The sequence below is a fragment of the Hydrobacter penzbergensis genome, from assembly GCF_900106985.1.
Classification (GTDB): Bacteria; Bacteroidota; Bacteroidia; order Chitinophagales; family Chitinophagaceae; genus Sediminibacterium; species Sediminibacterium magnilacihabitans.
Genome location: NZ_FNNO01000005.1, coordinates 122,244 through 137,868, shown reverse-complemented (window position 1 = coordinate 137,868; position 15,625 = coordinate 122,244). Strand labels below are relative to the sequence as shown.

Annotated in this window: 19 protein-coding genes; 9 read left to right on the top strand and 10 right to left on the bottom strand. The window is 45.0% G+C overall.

What is annotated here, in order from left to right:
* Nucleotides 1–3,354 (bottom strand): glycosyl hydrolase, encoded by a 3,354-nt coding sequence (locus tag BLU98_RS07395; protein WP_092723397.1) that lies wholly within the window; start codon nt 3,352–3,354, stop codon nt 1–3.
* A gap of 172 nt (nt 3,355–3,526) precedes the next feature.
* On the opposite strand from BLU98_RS07395, the gene BLU98_RS07390 reads away from it, so the two are divergent.
* Entirely contained in the window at nt 3,527–4,558 is a 1,032-nt protein-coding gene (locus BLU98_RS07390) for a GntR family transcriptional regulator (protein ID WP_092723396.1), read from the top strand.
* A 3-nt stretch (nt 4,559–4,561) separates the two neighbouring features.
* On the opposite strand, the gene BLU98_RS17750 is transcribed toward BLU98_RS07390, so the two are convergent.
* From BLU98_RS17750 to BLU98_RS07380, 3 genes are read right to left on the bottom strand one after another with little or no spacing between them, the layout of a single operon-like run.
* Nucleotides 4,562–4,696, bottom strand: a complete 135-nt coding sequence (locus tag BLU98_RS17750; RefSeq protein WP_257574797.1) for a hypothetical protein — start codon at nt 4,694–4,696, stop codon at nt 4,562–4,564.
* 9 nt (nt 4,697–4,705) lie between these two features.
* Entirely contained in the window at nt 4,706–5,086 is a 381-nt protein-coding gene (locus BLU98_RS07385) for a hypothetical protein (RefSeq protein ID WP_092723395.1), read from the bottom strand.
* A 32-nt stretch (nt 5,087–5,118) separates the two neighbouring features.
* The gene (locus BLU98_RS07380) at nt 5,119–5,757 is read right to left on the bottom strand and encodes a TetR/AcrR family transcriptional regulator (RefSeq protein ID WP_092723394.1); all 639 of its coding nucleotides are present in this window, start codon (nt 5,755–5,757) and stop codon (nt 5,119–5,121) included.
* 159 nt (nt 5,758–5,916) lie between these two features.
* Here BLU98_RS07380 and BLU98_RS07375 point away from each other — a divergent pair, with 159 nt between their 5' ends.
* The 3 genes from BLU98_RS07375 (at nt 5,917) to BLU98_RS07365 (ending at nt 7,923) form a co-directional block, all read left to right on the top strand.
* A complete protein-coding gene (locus BLU98_RS07375) occupies nt 5,917–6,237 on the top strand; it encodes an ArsR/SmtB family transcription factor (protein ID WP_092723479.1) in 321 nt (106 codons plus the stop codon).
* Nucleotides 6,238–6,239: 2 nt separating this feature from the next.
* Nucleotides 6,240–6,737 (top strand): SRPBCC family protein, encoded by a 498-nt coding sequence (locus BLU98_RS07370; RefSeq protein ID WP_026774464.1) that lies wholly within the window; start codon nt 6,240–6,242, stop codon nt 6,735–6,737.
* A gap of 64 nt (nt 6,738–6,801) precedes the next feature.
* Complete coding sequence (locus BLU98_RS07365; protein ID WP_092723393.1) at nt 6,802–7,923, top strand: pyridoxal phosphate-dependent aminotransferase; 1,122 nt, start codon at nt 6,802–6,804, stop codon at nt 7,921–7,923.
* On the opposite strand, the gene BLU98_RS07360 is transcribed toward BLU98_RS07365, so the two are convergent.
* Together BLU98_RS07360 and BLU98_RS07355 are read right to left on the bottom strand one after the other, a co-directional pair.
* Nucleotides 7,901–8,689 (bottom strand): carbon-nitrogen hydrolase family protein, encoded by a 789-nt coding sequence (locus tag BLU98_RS07360; protein ID WP_092723392.1) that lies wholly within the window; start codon nt 8,687–8,689, stop codon nt 7,901–7,903. The genes BLU98_RS07365 and BLU98_RS07360 overlap by 23 nt on opposite strands.
* A 64-nt stretch (nt 8,690–8,753) precedes the next feature.
* Nucleotides 8,754–9,434, bottom strand: coding sequence for a GNAT family N-acetyltransferase (locus BLU98_RS07355; RefSeq protein ID WP_092723391.1), 681 nt, complete (start codon nt 9,432–9,434; stop codon nt 8,754–8,756).
* A 65-nt stretch (nt 9,435–9,499) separates the two neighbouring features.
* Between BLU98_RS07355 and BLU98_RS07350 the strand changes: the two genes are divergently transcribed.
* The 3 genes from BLU98_RS07350 to BLU98_RS07340 all read left to right on the top strand — a co-directional run bounded on the left by BLU98_RS07350 (nt 9,500) and on the right by BLU98_RS07340 (nt 10,896).
* Nucleotides 9,500–9,943 (top strand): hypothetical protein, encoded by a 444-nt coding sequence (locus BLU98_RS07350; RefSeq protein WP_092723390.1) that lies wholly within the window; start codon nt 9,500–9,502, stop codon nt 9,941–9,943.
* Nucleotides 9,930–10,427, top strand: coding sequence for a hypothetical protein (locus tag BLU98_RS07345; RefSeq protein WP_092723389.1), 498 nt, complete (start codon nt 9,930–9,932; stop codon nt 10,425–10,427). The genes BLU98_RS07350 and BLU98_RS07345 overlap by 14 nt, the downstream gene beginning before the upstream one ends.
* Before the next feature lie 94 nt (nt 10,428–10,521).
* Nucleotides 10,522–10,896 (top strand): DoxX family protein, encoded by a 375-nt coding sequence (locus BLU98_RS07340; protein ID WP_092723388.1) that lies wholly within the window; start codon nt 10,522–10,524, stop codon nt 10,894–10,896.
* On the opposite strand, the gene BLU98_RS07335 is transcribed toward BLU98_RS07340, so the two are convergent.
* Nucleotides 10,893–11,873 carry a GlxA family transcriptional regulator gene (locus BLU98_RS07335; protein ID WP_092723387.1) on the bottom strand — a complete coding sequence of 327 codons (981 nt, stop codon included), beginning with the start codon at nt 11,871–11,873 and terminating at the stop codon, nt 10,893–10,895. The genes BLU98_RS07340 and BLU98_RS07335 overlap by 4 nt on opposite strands.
* A gap of 211 nt (nt 11,874–12,084) precedes the next feature.
* Here BLU98_RS07335 and BLU98_RS07330 point away from each other — a divergent pair, with 211 nt between their 5' ends.
* Together BLU98_RS07330 and BLU98_RS07325 are read left to right on the top strand one after the other, a co-directional pair.
* Nucleotides 12,085–12,525 carry a VOC family protein gene (locus BLU98_RS07330; RefSeq protein ID WP_092723386.1) on the top strand — a complete coding sequence of 147 codons (441 nt, stop codon included), beginning with the start codon at nt 12,085–12,087 and terminating at the stop codon, nt 12,523–12,525.
* Nucleotides 12,525–12,734 (top strand): hypothetical protein, encoded by a 210-nt coding sequence (locus BLU98_RS07325; RefSeq protein ID WP_092723385.1) that lies wholly within the window; start codon nt 12,525–12,527, stop codon nt 12,732–12,734. The genes BLU98_RS07330 and BLU98_RS07325 overlap by 1 nt, the downstream gene beginning before the upstream one ends.
* Here BLU98_RS07325 and BLU98_RS07320 read toward each other — a convergent pair.
* From BLU98_RS07320 to BLU98_RS07310, 3 genes are read right to left on the bottom strand one after another with little or no spacing between them, the layout of a single operon-like run.
* Nucleotides 12,697–13,287: a c-type cytochrome gene (locus BLU98_RS07320; protein ID WP_257574794.1), complete on the bottom strand. Its 591-nt coding sequence runs from the start codon at nt 13,285–13,287 to the stop codon at nt 12,697–12,699. The two genes, BLU98_RS07325 and BLU98_RS07320, sit on opposite strands and share 38 nt — an antisense overlap.
* Before the next feature lie 11 nt (nt 13,288–13,298).
* Nucleotides 13,299–13,940 carry an SCO family protein gene (locus BLU98_RS07315; protein WP_092723383.1) on the bottom strand — a complete coding sequence of 214 codons (642 nt, stop codon included), beginning with the start codon at nt 13,938–13,940 and terminating at the stop codon, nt 13,299–13,301.
* On the bottom strand, nt 13,937–15,619 hold the full coding sequence (locus BLU98_RS07310; protein ID WP_257574792.1) for a cbb3-type cytochrome c oxidase subunit I: 1,683 nt from the start codon (nt 15,617–15,619) through the stop codon (nt 13,937–13,939). Before BLU98_RS07310 ends, BLU98_RS07315 begins: the two co-directional genes overlap by 4 nt.
* Nucleotides 15,620–15,625: the final 6 nt, after the last annotated feature.

Genomic DNA, 15,625 nt, shown 5'->3' with positions numbered 1-15,625 from the left:
TTATTGCGTAACAGATAAAAGTTTTACTGGGCCTAATAATCCAGATGGCAACAGCTTTGAATTCGCCTGGTAAAAAGGCATTGTTGTATATGTGATCTTATGAACAACATCCGGTTGTGCATCTCCGATCAGGCGGTTTACCCAAAGATTGGTAACCTTGATATCTATTGCGTTGTCTCCCGCCTTCAAAACATCTTTTAGGTTCACACGGAAGGGCTGCTTCCAAACAATACCCAGTGTTTTTCCATTGACTGTTACTTCAGCCAGGTTCTTTACTTCACCAAGGTCCAGCCACAAAGATGATTGACTTGCTAACGATGTTTTATCAACAGTAAGTGTTGTATGGTAAGTAGCTGTTCCTGAAAAATATTTTATACCAGGGTCTGCATGAGTAGTAAAAGAAACAAGTTCATTCATGTTAATCGATTCAGGCGCTCCCCTGTCTTTTTGAAAATGTACCTGCCAGGGCCCATTTATTGTTGCCAGTATTTTTTCAACAGCAGCAGGCTGTGTAAACAGATGTGTTGTTGCTTTTTTTCTGAAAACAACAAACACTGCATCGTTTGGCGTTAGCGAAAGTTGCACACTGGTAACGCCATTTACTCTTTTATACGCAACTTTTTCCGACACGCCTGTTTCTGCATGCCATAATTCCGGTTCTCTTCCGGTGATACGGAAACTTGCCTCCAGGGCTTCGTTTTTATCGTTCCGGTTATTCACCCAGTACAGATCTCCATCGGCCAGTTTGCGGTGTACATATAAAAGACGGGTATCGGTTGCTGGCTTTGTATATGCAAAGTCTGGAACAATGTTCAGGGCCGTCAATACTTCTTTCAATGGTTTATCTATCAATACATTTGCACGACGGGTATTCCATATCTCATCTGTCAACGTTTTAAATGTCGACTGATCATCGCTCAGACTGGGCGTACTTTCCGGCCTCACACCGGTAATGATTGCTCCTGCTTTTACCAGCGCATTCAATTTTCGTAAAACAGGAAGGCTCATTTTCCTGGCATTGCTGTCCAATACCAACAGGCGATAAGTCATGCCGCTGGGTGTAACCAGTTTACCTTCTTTTACAGTGAGCAGGTTAATCAGTGCATCGGCATTGATGAAATCATAATTATAACCCTCCGGTACCTCCGGTGGCTTTTTGCCGAACAGCGCGGTGATGTTATTGTCTTCTCCATAGTAATAAACGATATCTGCCACAAATTTCCCCTGCTGCAACAGGTAAGAGCTGCGGCTGAGATAAGTAGTCCATGCCATGGCCTGCTCTGCCCATGTTTCATGGCGATTGAACCACTGGCCAAAGGGTCCAAGACCCAGGCCGGGTATTTTATCATCCACAGGCTGGTGAACAGAGCAATGAATAACAAAGCGGTTCAGGCCGCTGGCCAGTTCCAGATCGGCGCTGGGCTTTAAAGATTGAGGATCGTATATCCATGCAGCTGCAGGAACACCTAAGGCAGTCAACGATTCGGCAGCTACCAGATTCTGGCCATAAATATGTGATACGGAAGCAGACTCGCGAATATCCATGGTATGAGCCGTTTGGTCGTTGTGGTTGATGAATATGTTGGGGGTCCACAATGCCGACATAGGCACTGCGGCAGTCCTTTTCACCTCCATGCCATCAGCAATCAAAGCCCTTCCGTTTTCGTGCGATTCTGAGTACCGTTTCATGCCATATTCTTTCAGAATACGGGTTAGCCCGTCGTAATGGTATTCAGCAACCATATCGCTCAGGGTTTTTCTGAAGTCGAACAGGAACTGTTCGCTTGCTTCAGCGCTCTTCACAATATGTCCGGTTAAAACAGGCATCCAGGGAATCATGCTGTATCCGCGGCGTCGGTGGAATTCAGCGGGCATATTGCCTGTCCAGTTTTGAGCACCCGCTTCCCAACTATCGGTAATGATGTATTGCAAGCCACCTTTATCGCCCATCAGACCACCGGTAGCTTTTTTATATTGATTGAGGTAATTGGTAAAATAATCCCTGATGGCCAGTGGATCCAATTTATCTACTTCCGGGCCTGTGGCTTCGGGAGAAGCCGGATGGTTATCGATGCCCAGCAGAGAATAACCAAAACGGATGATCTTCCATTCACCGCCTGACGGGGCCGTCCAGTTCAATGTACCATCAGCATTCAATTGATGGGTAAGATCGATCACATCGTTAAGAGCTACCGGATCATTAGCAGGAGCTGTCGCTTTTTCATACAAACCGGTGGCTGGTGCAAAGGCATCTTTTTCTTCAAACATCTGGATGCGTGAAGCGGAGTGCAAAACAATTTCTGCTATTTCGGTGCCTGGGGGCGTGACCGGCGGTGTATTGACACCTACCAGGGCCTGGAAAGGGTTGCCTTGTGCCGGAGGGTTCCTGACGGTTATGCGAAAACAGGCCGCCCTGGTTTCAGGTATGGCAATGGTTTGCTGTAATATGCTGCCAATGGGAATATGACAAACAAGTCTGAAATGAATACCATCATCACTGGCTTCCAATGCGCGCGCATCGTTGGCATCGCCCCCCCTGCCAAAGAGTCCCGGTTTGCCACCGCCTACCATAGTGATAGCCTTGATGGTTTGTGGTTGAGGAAAAGCAAACTGTATCCAGGCATATCCGTTTATGGAATCCCTGGGCAGCAGGTGGCTGGTGGCCAGGTCGCCGTCTGTTAACTGATCCAGGGTAAAATTTCCTCCGCTGGAACTAACAACAGCTCCTAATTCTGCTAGTGATTGGTCTGTTGCAGGTAATTTGAAAGCGATCACAGCAACATCCTTGTAAAAGACAGGAAGTTTGGTGCGTTCAACAGACAGTATCATATCCGATTGTTTCGGTATGTTCTGAAAGGGACCGGTAGTACCGGAAGGCGCGTCTATTTTGATACGGGAAGTGCCGCCTTTTACGCGCAATTCTTTCCATACAATTTTTTTCATCCCGTTTTCCGGTTTTACCCAAGGCCCTCCGCTCTCGCTCCATCCCGGAGAACCTGCGATGGCCATCTCCAGCTTCAGTGAATCGGCCAGTTTCGTAGTGAACCGAAAAGCATCTATCCAATCGGGCGTCATGTACGTCAGGCGTTGCTTCACAATCTGGGGTGTCATTAAACTGGCATCAAAGTTTTGAAAACCGCCCACCCCCGAGCGGTGCATCCATTCAAGGTCTTTGCGTATTCCGTCTTTTGTAATATTACCATTCATCCAATGCCACCATACCCTGGGTTTAGCCGCATTGGGAGGCATCGTAAATCCGGTGTAGAGATCATCTTTTTGCTGAGAGCCTTTTGTTTGTGAATAGCAATAGATGCATACGATCATTGTTGAGAAAACAGCAAGGAGTTTTTTCATGTTGGCAAGCGTTTGTTGATGCAGGAATCAGTCTGGGAAGGAATCCCGGGCACTGAACAAGGTAGAAACAAACAAGAGATAAACTGTCCTGTGCTTACTGCACTATCCTGTACCATCCTGCATGACGACTACAAAAAAGAAATAGTGCTTACATTCACACTATATACTAATAATGTCATCTGAAAATATATACAACGTCGTTCGCATCGATGAGCAATCCATTACACCTAAATACCTTCAGCTCACGAATTCAGTGCTGCAAGCTATTGAGGAAGGAAAAATTGAAAAAGATTACCTGCTACCTTCTATCAACGAGATGAGTTATGAGCTGGAAATATCAAGGGATACAGCAGAGAAAGCATACAAACAGTTAAAGTCACTGGGTATCATCGGGTCGGTTCCTGGCAAGGGTTATTTTGTTACCAAGACAGACTACAAACAAACGATCAAAGTATTCCTGTTGTTCAATAAGCTGAGTTACCATAAAAAGATCATTTATGATTCTTTTGTTGCTACGCTGGGTGAGCAGGCAATGATTGATTTTTACATTTACAACAACGATTTTCCTCTTTTCAAGAAATTATTGCAGAACCGGAAAGGTGATTATACCCACTATGTTATCATTCCTCATTTTCTGGAGGGTGGTGAAAACGCTGCACAATTGATCAATGAACTTCCTGCTGGCCGCCTCATACTGATGGATAAACTGATCGATGGCATTAACAACAAGTTCGGTGCTGTATACGAACATTTTGAAAGCGACATTTTTCAAGCGCTCAGGGAAGCGTTGCCCAAATTAGAAAAATATGATACCATCAAGATCATTTTCCCCGCTTATACTTATTTTCCTGAAGAAATACTGCTTGGGTTCCATTCTTTTTGCAGCGAATATGCTTTTGCCCATAAAGTAGTTCACGAGATTGCCAAGGAGCCCATCCAGGAAGGAGAAGTTTATATCAACCTCATGGAAGATGACCTGGTGGTGTTGCTGGACAAAATTCAGCAGACCAAGCTGGAAGTAGGCAAGAATGTAGGCATCATCTCTTATAATGAAACTCCCTGGAAAAGATTTATCCTGAACGGCATCACTACGATTTCCACCGATTTTGTAAAAATGGGCGAGATCGCTGCCAAACTGGTACTTAACAACGAGCGAACAAAGATGGCTGTGCCTTTTTCCATCAATTTGAGGAATTCATTGTAGCTTTTACGGGTAAATATTACTCAGTTGCAGTTTAATCGTCTTTTTTGCAAAGCCGGGTGCGTCAGTGCCGATACCTGGTAAGATCTTGAAAAAACCAATATTCGGACCGGCGCTCCCGGCTTGTTTCGTTTCATACACACTTCAGGTTTAGGATACTTTGATACGTTCACCCGTTGCGTCGAACATATCCATTAAGTTACCTGCTACATGGTCATCATCTTTTTTCTCCAGCTTGATGAACACATCATATCCTTGGGCGCTAAAATAAACTGTGACTGATTTTTCCTTTTCTTCCACTTTTGTAAACTGGGTAGTATCGGGTTTTTCTTTTGAAGTAAGATAGCCCGTAAGTTTACCGTCTTTACGTTCCAGGTTGAAGATCATTTTACTGTCGCCATTCGGAGTACCTTTTACTTCTATATTCCACTTGCCAATAAAATAATCAGGGGCAGAAGGCGTTTGCGCCCTGGTTTGCAAAGACAAAGCCAATAAGAATAAGGCAGAAAAAAAAGAGCAAAGCTTTTTCATAATCGTAATTGTTTTGTTATTAATGTTTGAGTTTAAACGTGAATAGCGGCTGCTTTTTCTTTGACTCGCATCTTGGTAAGATGTTGGATATGCGCTTCAAGCAATTGAAGGCCTTTGGGAGTGCAAAAGCCTCTGATCATCACTGCAATGGTATTGAGCAAAATATCGAAAGATGTTGTCTTGAACTGGTTGAATTGCCCTTCGCGGGCGATGGCTTTGAACAAAACAGATATGGCTTCAAAAATCACTTCCGTGATGATGCCATGCAGGAAAAGGTCTTCCGCAATTCCCCTCTGAATGATTTGGATCAGTTGTTTCTTGTATTTTTTGGTCAGCAATGCCTCGTATTGCTCATGCAATGCAGGATAGTAATAACGTAAATCCTGGTAAAATATCTTATTAACATTGTACTCTATTTCAATGCCTGAATACCAGAGATCAAAAAACAAGGCGACCGTGTTATACGTAGCCAGCCTTTTTTCCCATTCTTTAAAGCTTTGTTTATAAAGCAAGTATAAAGCTTCTTCTAACAACTGCTCTTTATTGGCAAAATATTTATACACGGTTTTGGTAGAAATACCGAGTGGTTCGACAAGCTTTTGGATAGACACTTTACGAATGCCGTAATGCAGGAATTGCTGAAGCGAGGTTTGGAGTATCTCTTCTTTCATCTGGCAGGAATGGAAAATAAACAGTGTTAAATATTTTCCACTCAAAGGAAGTGGAAAATATTTATACAAAGAAATTTTCCTTTAAGATTTTCCCAGAAAAACTTGCAACTATAAAGTTGCGTATTTATATTTGCAACCATAAAGTTGCATATTATGGTTATGATAGCCCGTCGCGATGTCTTCCAGGCCATCGCCGATCCTACCCGCAGAACGATCTTAAGCCTCCTGTTGGCCCAGGCCATGACACCCAATGCGCTGGCCGAACATTTTAACAGCAGCAGGCAGGCCGTATCGAAACATGTGAGCGTACTGGCCGATTGTGGCCTGGTACGTCAGGAGCAATCGGGCCGCGAAATTTATTATCACCTCAACACAAAAAAAATGAAAGAGATCGATGCATGGCTCGAACCTTTCCGCAAACTATGGGAAGGTCGCTTCGGCCAATTAGATACCCTACTTGATAAACTTAAAAAACAATAACAATGATCAACACACTTGAAACCAAGATCACGAGAGACCCTTCGGGTAAAAAATTGATTGTGACGAGGGAATTCAACGCTCCGCTCGAAAAAGTATGGAGGGCATGGACAGAGAGCAGCTTGCTCGATGAATGGTGGGCGCCCAGGCCTTACAAAACCGAGACCAAATCTATGGACTTCAAAGCAGGCGGACGTTGGCTCTATGTGATGGTGAGTCCGCAAGGCGAACAACACTTTTGCAAAGTGAGTTTCAAAAGCATCGAGCCTCAAAAAAGTTTCACTGCGATAGACAGTTTTTGTGATGAAAACGGAAACGATAGCGGTATAGCGCCTTCCATGCATTGGTACACACGCTTCCAGACTGCAGGCGATGGCACGCTGGTAACGGTGGAAGTGAGTTTTGACAGTGCAGCCGACCTGGAAAAGATTGTGGAGATGGGCTTCCAGCAAGGATTCACCATGGCACATGGCAATCTCGACGAATTGCTGGCGAAATATTAAACGCATTTTTAACAGCCCCGGGCCCATGCAAACGCTTAATTTTAATAGCATAAAACCAACCCTTATGCTATCTAACAGAAGAAATTGGCTGAGGCAAATGGGCCTGGGTGCTTTAAGTATCAGTGCTTCCCGCCTGAATGTTTTTGCAGAGAAACCATCTCCCTATGCGTTTCACAAACTCTCTTCCGGTGAAAATCTCATCAGACTCCGTTCGAATGAAAACCCTTATGGCCCTTCGCCCATGGCCCGTGTTGCCATGAATGAACACGTCAATACGAGCAACCGGTACAATTGGGATTTATACCCCGAATTGATCGACGCAATTGCCCGCAAAAACAATCTTACGCCTGGTTATATCTTGTTGGGTGCAGGCTCAACAGAAGTGCTTGACCTGACTTCCAGATTAGCCGCGCTGAATAAAGGTAGTTTTGTGATGTCGCTTCCCACTTATCCTTTCTGGTCTGCGACCCTGGAAAACCTGGGATTAAAAAAAATCAGTGTTCCGCTGACAGCCGATAAGAAGAATGATCTGCCTGCCATGTTGAACGCCATCCAGCCAGATACACAACTTGTTTACCTGTGCAACCCCAATAATCCTACTGGAACGATTTGTAAACATGATGAGCTCGTACATTTTATCCAGGAAGCATCTAAAAAAGCATGGGTATTGGTAGATGAAGCTTATATCGATTTTACCAGTGAACAATCTTTATCGCACCTGGTGAGCGAAAACAAAAAACTGGTGATTGCCAGAACATTTTCCAAGATATATGGACTCGCAGGTGCGAGGGTAGGATATGCAATGGCAAACCCCGATACCATTGAACTGCTCAGCCGGATGCAGTCATGGCCCAATGGCGGCATTAGCGTGGTTTCTGCAGCAGCGGCACTGGCTTCATTGAAAGACGAGGCTTTCGTGAAGCAAACATATACATTGAACCAGGAGGCCAGGAGCTTTACCATTGAGCAAATGGAGCTACTGCATATTCCCTGCATTCCATCGCACACCAATTTCATTTATTTTTCATTGGTCAACCATCAGCAGGATTTCTTTGCACAATTGAAACAGCACAATATCCTGGGAACCGATATTTATGAAAAGCAAGGTAAATGGTCACGAATTACGGTGGGTACAATATCTGAAATGCAGAAACTGATCAACGCTATTGATACAGCACATGCTTAAACCGTCTGGCCAATAAAGCAGTTGCTTTTGCAGCATCTATATCTGCAACGATCACGCCTGCCTCGCGGTATGGTGCGTTTGTTATACAAGTGCCATCTGGTGCAATGATGGAACTCGCAGAGTCTGGATAAAGCGAAGCATAATTGCAACTGGCAAAATAAATAGTGTTCTCCATAGCCCTTAACATGGCTGCCTTTTCATAATAGGGATTCTCTTTGGCGCCCCATTCCATAAGCGTTACTCCATTGGTATTACTGCCGGTGAAATGCGGGTGAAACACAATGCTGGCACCTTGTTGCGCAGCCCATCTTACAGATTCGGGATACCGGAAGCCTTCATGGCAGATGGTGATGCCAAATCGCAATCCTTTCACTTCAAAAATATGTCGCTCTGTTCCCGCAACCCATAGTTCATCTTCAGTAGGATCCAACTGGTTCTTTGTCTGGAAGCCCAACACTTCACCTTTATCAGAGATCACATGGGCAATATTCATTACTCCGTTCGGGCTATGCCAGTCCATCGGCACAATGATCGCAATGGCATATTTTGCTGCAATGGCACATACTTTATCAAGCGCCGATTCCAACGATTCATGCGAGCGATCTTCAGCAGCGTATCCCATACCAGGATAACCTGGCAGATAAGATTCCGGGAAACAAATGATTACGGCTTGTTGCTGTGCGGCTTCTTTCGCCAGCTTTTCAAGCTGGTACAATCCATCTGCAATAGAAGCAGGAAACGGAGGTGAAGCCAATGCAATTTTCATACTGCAAGTAAGTACAATTTCTTTAGAAAACAATTCCCAGTTATGTCTATTAAAATGAAGTCAGCTATCTGCAAAATTTTGTAAAATCAATACTTCTTCTGCGACTGAACCCCAAGTATTGATACAACCGGATGGCTCTTTCATTGCTCTGGGCTACATGTAAGAATGGAATGATGCCTTGTTCCAGGTTTTTATTAGATACATGTGCTACCAGTTGCTTTGCAAAACCACGGCCGGCAAAATCGGGATGTGTAACAACAGCACTGATTTCTGTAAATCCATCCATTCTCATCCGTTCACCGGTAACTGCAACCAGGCGGCCTTCGATCCGGATACCAAAATAATCTCCCATCAGGCGGGTGTTATGTTTATAGTAACCTGGTTGCACTAAGTTGATCAGTTCGTACACCTCATCTTCATTGGCTTCGCCTAAAGGTATTATGGTTTCAGTAATAGGTGCAGGGATATGGGCACTACAAACCATTTGTTCGCACGCCAATCTTGTCAGTAATGAGTAATGCGCAGGTAGCTGCGGCAGATCACCGATGATGAAAAAGGGTTCATGCTGTTGAATCAGTTGATCAAACTGATCTTGCACACTTTCATTTCCAGTCTGATACGCTGTAAAGGCAACCACATCTGGCCGGTATCTTTTCACGACTGTATTGCCTATCACAAATGCTGCATGCGTTTCTGTAAGCGCATGCCAGGCAGGGTTATCTAGCTTATGGTATTCCTTGCTCATCTATTCAGATAACAAGTTAGCACATTTTCAAAATTGCATGAATCCCTTATTAACTTTACCATTGTATGTCCGGCGTTTATCATTGGTTCACCAGGTTATCGGTCAGGCACAAAACTTTACTGTTACTGGCCATAGGCTTGCTGTTGGCCGGGTTGATCAATTATTATCTTTTTCAACCCCAGATACTGTTCTTCGAACCATTCCATCCTGTTCGAAGGTCATTGAATGATCATTCTTTTTTACAGCTTTTTTTAATTGGCTACTTTTCCGATGCTGCGTGGTGCAGCGCGCTGATGCTGGTAACCGTTGTACTTTCCGAACACAGGGTATTGTATTTCAGGAATAAATTGCTTATCTTCCTATTGCCATTCGCCATAGAAGCAGCACAGGGGTTCGGATTGCTCAAAGGAACATTTGACTGGTACGACCTCCTCACTTACGGATCAGTGGAATGCGCATCCATTATCCTTTTCCCAAGTCTAATATTTCCCCTGTATGAAAAGAAATAAAGCAGACCTGCTGTCGTTTACCATTGTATTGACTTTTCTGTTGATGGCGGTTGCCAGCGCGCCTCCTCGCCAAACTTATCATTCCAAACCCCAGCCTTGCACCAAACACCAACCCATCAATTATAGCCCCGTGTTGGTGAAAGTCAACATCACTGGCAGTTATAACATGAAGGATATAACAGAGGTACAACGCATACGACCCACCCTCGTACTGGACGATCTCAACATTGCAAATTATTCCAAGTACAAACTGGCCGATGGCGTTACGCCCAACCTCAACCTGTACATTACGCTCAACAATGATAACTACGGGCACTATGGCGCTTCCGTAACCGCTTATGTGTATGATGGTGATTTTAACTTTACCATCAATACCGATTATGTGACCCTGGAAAAACTCTATTCCGATATTGCCTATAAGATCAATGGCTATGTCACCGGGGGATGGTGTAAGAATTGCCCCAGTCCGTGTGTGATCAATTGATCATCAGAGCCTTGAATAATCCATCAAAATAATGCTACCGTCATGACTTGGGCTTCATGAATAAAATCAGTATATTCATTCATAAACCATCGCTATGAAAAAAGTAAAAATCGCTTACTGGATCGTAACTGGCATCCTGTGCCTGATGATGACTTTCAGCGGCATAGTGAATGCCATGAGTACACCTGAATCAATTACATTATTCAAATACCTCGGCTATCCCAACTACCTCATTCCCTTCCTGGGTATTGCCAAATTGCTGGCAGTAGTTGCCATCTTGTTTCCAGGCTTTCCGCGACTCAAAGAGTGGGCTTATGCCGGTTTGATTATTGACTTTACCGGAGCGCTTTACTCATCGATTTCCGTAGGTGATCCCGCATCGCAATGGAGCTTCATATTGATCGGACACCTGTTGGTATTCGCGTCTTATATTTTATATCACAAGAAGAAAGCGGTACCTGCCAGTTAAACGGCGATCATTTCTTTATTGTACCGGTTGCGATAAGCCACCGGTGAAAGACCTGTTACCTTACGGAAAATGGTTCTGAAGGCTTTGGTATCGGAATAGCCTACTTCATACATGACTTCGTTGATGTTTTTGCGGCTGAGTTCAAAATCTTTCTTGGCCGCTTCTACTTTCACACGCTGGATGTATTCGGCAACCGTATTGCAGGTGGCTTTCTTGAAGCGTCGTTCAAAACTGCGGCGGCCTAATGAGAGCATAACAGCTAATTGGTCTACCGTTATTTTTTCCTGGAAATTGGCTTCGATGAATTCCTGCGCTTTTTTGATGGGCTCGTCTTCGTGTTCCTTCTGACCCCTAAACACTGTAAAAGGCGATTGTGTATTCTGGTATATCTCTATGAGGAAATATTTGGAAGCCATCACCGCCATCTGCCTGCTGGCATATTTTTCTGTCAGATAGATCAACAGGTTCCAGTAAGATTTGGCGCCGCCGCTGGAGTAGATGCCATTTTCGTCGGTCACAATTTTATCATCCACCAGGTTCACCTGTGGAAACATATTCCTGAACTCGTTGGCGTACATCCAATGCGTAGAGCATTTTTTACCCTCCAGCAAACCGGTGGCAGCCAGGAGAAAAGCACCGATACAAAGGCTGGCTACTTCAGCGCCTGCGCGATGTTGCTGCACAATCCAGGGTATGAAATCCTTGTTGATCTCAATGGCGTCTTTCATATCACCACTCAGCGCCGGGATAATGACAAGGTCTGTCTTTTTCACTTCATCCAACAAGGCATCGGTGTTTACTGTAAAAGAACCATCGTGCAGGGGAACCTTGCGGTCAAGGCCCACCAATTGTATCTTGTACATGGGTGGTTGCCGGGCCGACAGGAGAAAATCATTCAAAGATTGAAACAGGTGCCTGGGGTCGTCGACACTGCCTAATACGGCTCCGCGAGGTACGATAATGGATATATGTTTCATCCGTTGTCTTTTATTTTATTTTGGCCGGATGGAACCTCGCAATGACATCCCGCTAAATGTAAGATAATGATCATGCTCGGTTTCATGTTATAAAGATACAAAAATCGGTGTCGCAATCAACCCCATAGATTGCCGTATTACCACCACTTTTCTCTGGAAAAGCCTGTTAGCTTTGTGAAACTATCAATCCTTAAAACAAAAATCATTGGCCATGCAACACATGAATCCTTACATCAACTTCAACGGCAATACCGAAGAAGCCTTCAATTTTTATAAATCTGTTTTCGGCGGTGAATTCGCCTTCGTACAGCGTTTCAAAGACGTGAAAGACCAGCCCGGCTGCTCCAATGTTCCCGAGCAGGACATGAACAAGATCATGCACATTGCACTGCCCATCGGTAAAAGCGGTATGCTCATGGCAACAGATGTACTTACTTCAATGGGCCAGCCGGAGGTTTCGGGCAATAATATTTCTATTGCGTTGAGTCCGGATAGCAAAGCAGAAGCCGATAAGGTTTTCAGCGGCCTTTCTGCAGGCGGACAGGTAATTGTGCCGATGAGTGATATGTTCTGGGGCGCTTATTTTGGCATGTTTATAGACAAGTTCGGTATCCAGTGGATGCTCAATTTCGATCAGAAAGTCAATGGATAATGGTGGAAGTTTTTAAAACGAATGTTGTGAAGCAGGAGCAGGCCCAGCAATTGACGGGCCTGCTCCTGCAACGTTTTCCTTCAAGCAAGATCAATTTCGACCTGGAGGATTGCGATAAGATACTGCGCCTGGAAGGGCACGATTTCATCGTTGATGATGTGATGCGCCTGGTCAGGAAGGAAGGTTTTGCCTGCTCCGTGTTGGATTAAGCTCATCTGATACAATATTTACAATACCGGCTTTCATTTTACGGGCATAGGAGCGAATCTGTACTGCATACACCAACGCCCTCACCAACACCAGCACAGCACCGATGTAAATGATGAAGAAAGTGCCATCCTGCGAAGAAGGGGGCGTATAAGCTGCTCTCTTACGTCCGGGTTTGGCAAACGGCGCCTTGGCTTCTCCTTCCGACTTAGCGCTTTCCAATTTGATATAAGCAACAACATGCTTGATGTCTTCTTCACTCAGATCGGGATGATCGGGCATGGTTACTTTATTGAACTTTTCAAATAAGGCCGTTGCGTCTTTATCGCCTTTACGGATCATCCCTTGTGAAGAGTGTACGAAGCCAATGATCCACTCGATCGGGTGGCGCTGATCTACTCCTCCGAGAGAAGGGCCAACCACTACCTTATTCACCGCATGGCAGGCGCCACAGCGTGCATTGAAGATCGTTTTACCATGATCGGTGTCACCGGCTTTTGCTTGTTGCAGCCACCCGGCAAGGCAAAACCATAAGAAGAAAGTTAGTCTTTTCACTTTTAGAACTTTTAATCTTGAACATTCAATTTTTTTATATCCGCAATCAGCTGTTGTATTGCTGCATCATCTGTTCCGGTATAATATCCCCGGATCCTTTTCTGCTGATCAATGAGTACCAGCTTTTCCGTATGAATAAAATCTGTTGGCCCGCCATCGCCATCTGTTGCCACCACCATGAAACTGTTACGGGCCAGTTTATAGATATCTTTTTTACGCCCTGTTAGCAATTGCCAGTTACGGGTATCCAGACCGAAGCGGACAGCGTACTGTTTCAACACTGTCGCGCTGTCGCGTTCCGGATCAACTGTAAAAGAGCAAAACAATAACCGGTTACTGGAGCGATATTGTTCCTGTATTTTTTTCAAACTGGCGGTGAGTTTGGGGCAAATAGCCGGACAATGCGTGAAGAAAAAATCCACTACCACAACTTTGTCTTTCCACTCACCGGCCGACACCATATCCCCTTCCTGGTTCACCAGCCTGAAGTCTGCAATGGTATGCTGCCATTCCCTGCCTGCGCTGTCTGTTGCCGGTCCCAGTACCGGCAAAGTCTGAACCCTGCTCTCATACCAATCCATTCCCACCCAGGCAATTGCCGGTATTACAAAGACCAATATCACAAAAAACCATATCGTCTTTTTAGTTCTCATTTGTTGTCACTTGCAAGTGGTGTGGGGTTATCGATATTGAATCGGGGAGCGCCCGGTCCGCTGTTCTTATTAACATTGATCAAAGCAGGCGTATAAGCCAGTACCAATATGATGATCATGGCAATGATCCAGAGTTTGAACTGGTCGAACAAAGGCACTCTTTTTTCATCGTGATAAGCTTCGCTTACCGGAATTTCCAGCGAGCCTGCTGCTTTTCTCTTCCGCAGAATGGTTCCGAAGAAAGCTATAATAAACAACATGCCGGCAGTGAACATTACAATGCCTCCCAGCATGGCCAGTGTGGTCGTAGGAACCCAGTCGCTGCGGAACAATTCGCTCTTAGGATTGAGATAACTGATGCCCAGGTTGGTCCTTCTTGGTTCTCCGCGCAAGCCACCCCAGCTCATCCCGAAAGAAAAGATCAGCATACCCATCATCCATAAGTAGGGAACGATGGTAACGATCTTACGCATGAATACCGGTTTTCCACTCATACCTGAATAGAGATACAGACTCATACCCACAATAGCAAGGAATACCGGTCCGGCTACCGTCATGTGAAAATGCCCGGGTAACCATGCTGTATTGTGTACTACTGTATTCAGGGAATAAGAAGCATTGATGATACCGGTAACGCCACCGAAAACAAAAAGGATGAGTCCGCATATAAAATAAGAGAACAGGAAATTGTTTTCATCGAACCAGGGTAGTTTTTTCATCCATCCAAACAATCCTTTCGCGCCTCTTTGTCTTCCTGCATATTCCAAGGATGCCGCTAATGTAAAAGCGGTGATGAAACTGGGGATGGTTACCCCATAGGTAAGCATTCCCTGGAAAAATTTAACTCCTTGTGTGATGGAAGGATCACTGTATTGGTGATGCACACCTACCGGAACAGAGAAGAGCAGGAACAGGAACAGCGCCATTCTGCCGGCCAGATCAGAGTAAAGCTTTCCGCCCGCCACTTTAGGCAAAATGGTATAGAACATGATATAAGCCGGTAACAACCAGAAATACACCAGTGCGTGGCCAAAGAACCAGAACAGGGTCCTGGCGAGGGTTACATTCACTGTGGTTGTCCAGCCTAGCGACCAGGGTACCAGTAATACCAATACCTCATATGCCACTGCCAGGGTGCACACAAACCAAATGGTGAAATTTATCAATGTACCGATAACAGCCAACGGCGTCTTGGTTTCGGCATGAACTTTCTTCCATTGCGTGTACATCACGGCCCAGTTAAAAAAAGGCACCCAGGATCCTACGATGAGCAATGCCGTTCCGATATAAAACAAAGGATGCGCTTTCAATGGCGGGTAAAAAGTATACAATACCGATGCTTTTCCGGCCAGCATGGCCCAGGATGCCATCAACGTTCCGCCCAGCATCAGTGCAAAGCTGAACCACATTAATTTTTTATTAGGCTCCTGTTTGAGGTAATAGGTCATGGTGGCGTGGCCGAACGCCACCGCAAAAAAAGTAGTAAGCACAATGGCGTTGATCACACCATGCAGGGTCAGGCCCTGGTAATAACCCAGTTTGGCAAAAGAAGTGTCCTGTAACACACCGGCACGGTAAATGGTTTGCATCAATCCGTGGTAGATACCAATGATCAGCAGCGCAACGGGGATGGACAATTCCAGGAAAATGATTCGTTTAAAAGTCTTTGATACTTGCATGACGTT

Excerpts from the sequence above, each read along its gene's own strand:
- BLU98_RS07395 (WP_092723397.1), bottom strand. The coding sequence starts at position 3,354 with ATGAAAAAACTCCTTGCTGTTTTCTCAACAATGATCGTATGCATCTAT.
- BLU98_RS07390 (WP_092723396.1), top strand. The coding sequence starts at position 3,527 with ATGTCATCTGAAAATATATACAACGTCGTTCGCATCGATGAGCAATCC.
- BLU98_RS07385 (WP_092723395.1), bottom strand. The coding sequence starts at position 5,086 with ATGAAAAAGCTTTGCTCTTTTTTTTCTGCCTTATTCTTATTGGCTTTG.
- BLU98_RS07380 (WP_092723394.1), bottom strand. The coding sequence starts at position 5,757 with ATGAAAGAAGAGATACTCCAAACCTCGCTTCAGCAATTCCTGCATTAC.
- BLU98_RS07375 (WP_092723479.1), top strand. The coding sequence starts at position 5,917 with ATGATAGCCCGTCGCGATGTCTTCCAGGCCATCGCCGATCCTACCCGC.
- BLU98_RS07370 (WP_026774464.1), top strand. The coding sequence starts at position 6,240 with ATGATCAACACACTTGAAACCAAGATCACGAGAGACCCTTCGGGTAAA.
- BLU98_RS07365 (WP_092723393.1), top strand. The coding sequence starts at position 6,802 with ATGCTATCTAACAGAAGAAATTGGCTGAGGCAAATGGGCCTGGGTGCT.
- BLU98_RS07360 (WP_092723392.1), bottom strand. The coding sequence starts at position 8,689 with ATGAAAATTGCATTGGCTTCACCTCCGTTTCCTGCTTCTATTGCAGAT.
- BLU98_RS07355 (WP_092723391.1), bottom strand. The coding sequence starts at position 9,434 with ATGAGCAAGGAATACCATAAGCTAGATAACCCTGCCTGGCATGCGCTT.
- BLU98_RS07350 (WP_092723390.1), top strand. The coding sequence starts at position 9,500 with ATGTCCGGCGTTTATCATTGGTTCACCAGGTTATCGGTCAGGCACAAA.
- BLU98_RS07345 (WP_092723389.1), top strand. The coding sequence starts at position 9,930 with ATGAAAAGAAATAAAGCAGACCTGCTGTCGTTTACCATTGTATTGACT.
- BLU98_RS07340 (WP_092723388.1), top strand. The coding sequence starts at position 10,522 with ATGAAAAAAGTAAAAATCGCTTACTGGATCGTAACTGGCATCCTGTGC.
- BLU98_RS07335 (WP_092723387.1), bottom strand. The coding sequence starts at position 11,873 with ATGAAACATATATCCATTATCGTACCTCGCGGAGCCGTATTAGGCAGT.
- BLU98_RS07330 (WP_092723386.1), top strand. The coding sequence starts at position 12,085 with ATGCAACACATGAATCCTTACATCAACTTCAACGGCAATACCGAAGAA.
- BLU98_RS07325 (WP_092723385.1), top strand. The coding sequence starts at position 12,525 with ATGGTGGAAGTTTTTAAAACGAATGTTGTGAAGCAGGAGCAGGCCCAG.
- BLU98_RS07315 (WP_092723383.1), bottom strand. The coding sequence starts at position 13,940 with ATGAGAACTAAAAAGACGATATGGTTTTTTGTGATATTGGTCTTTGTA.
- BLU98_RS07310 (WP_257574792.1), bottom strand. The coding sequence starts at position 15,619 with ATGCAAGTATCAAAGACTTTTAAACGAATCATTTTCCTGGAATTGTCC.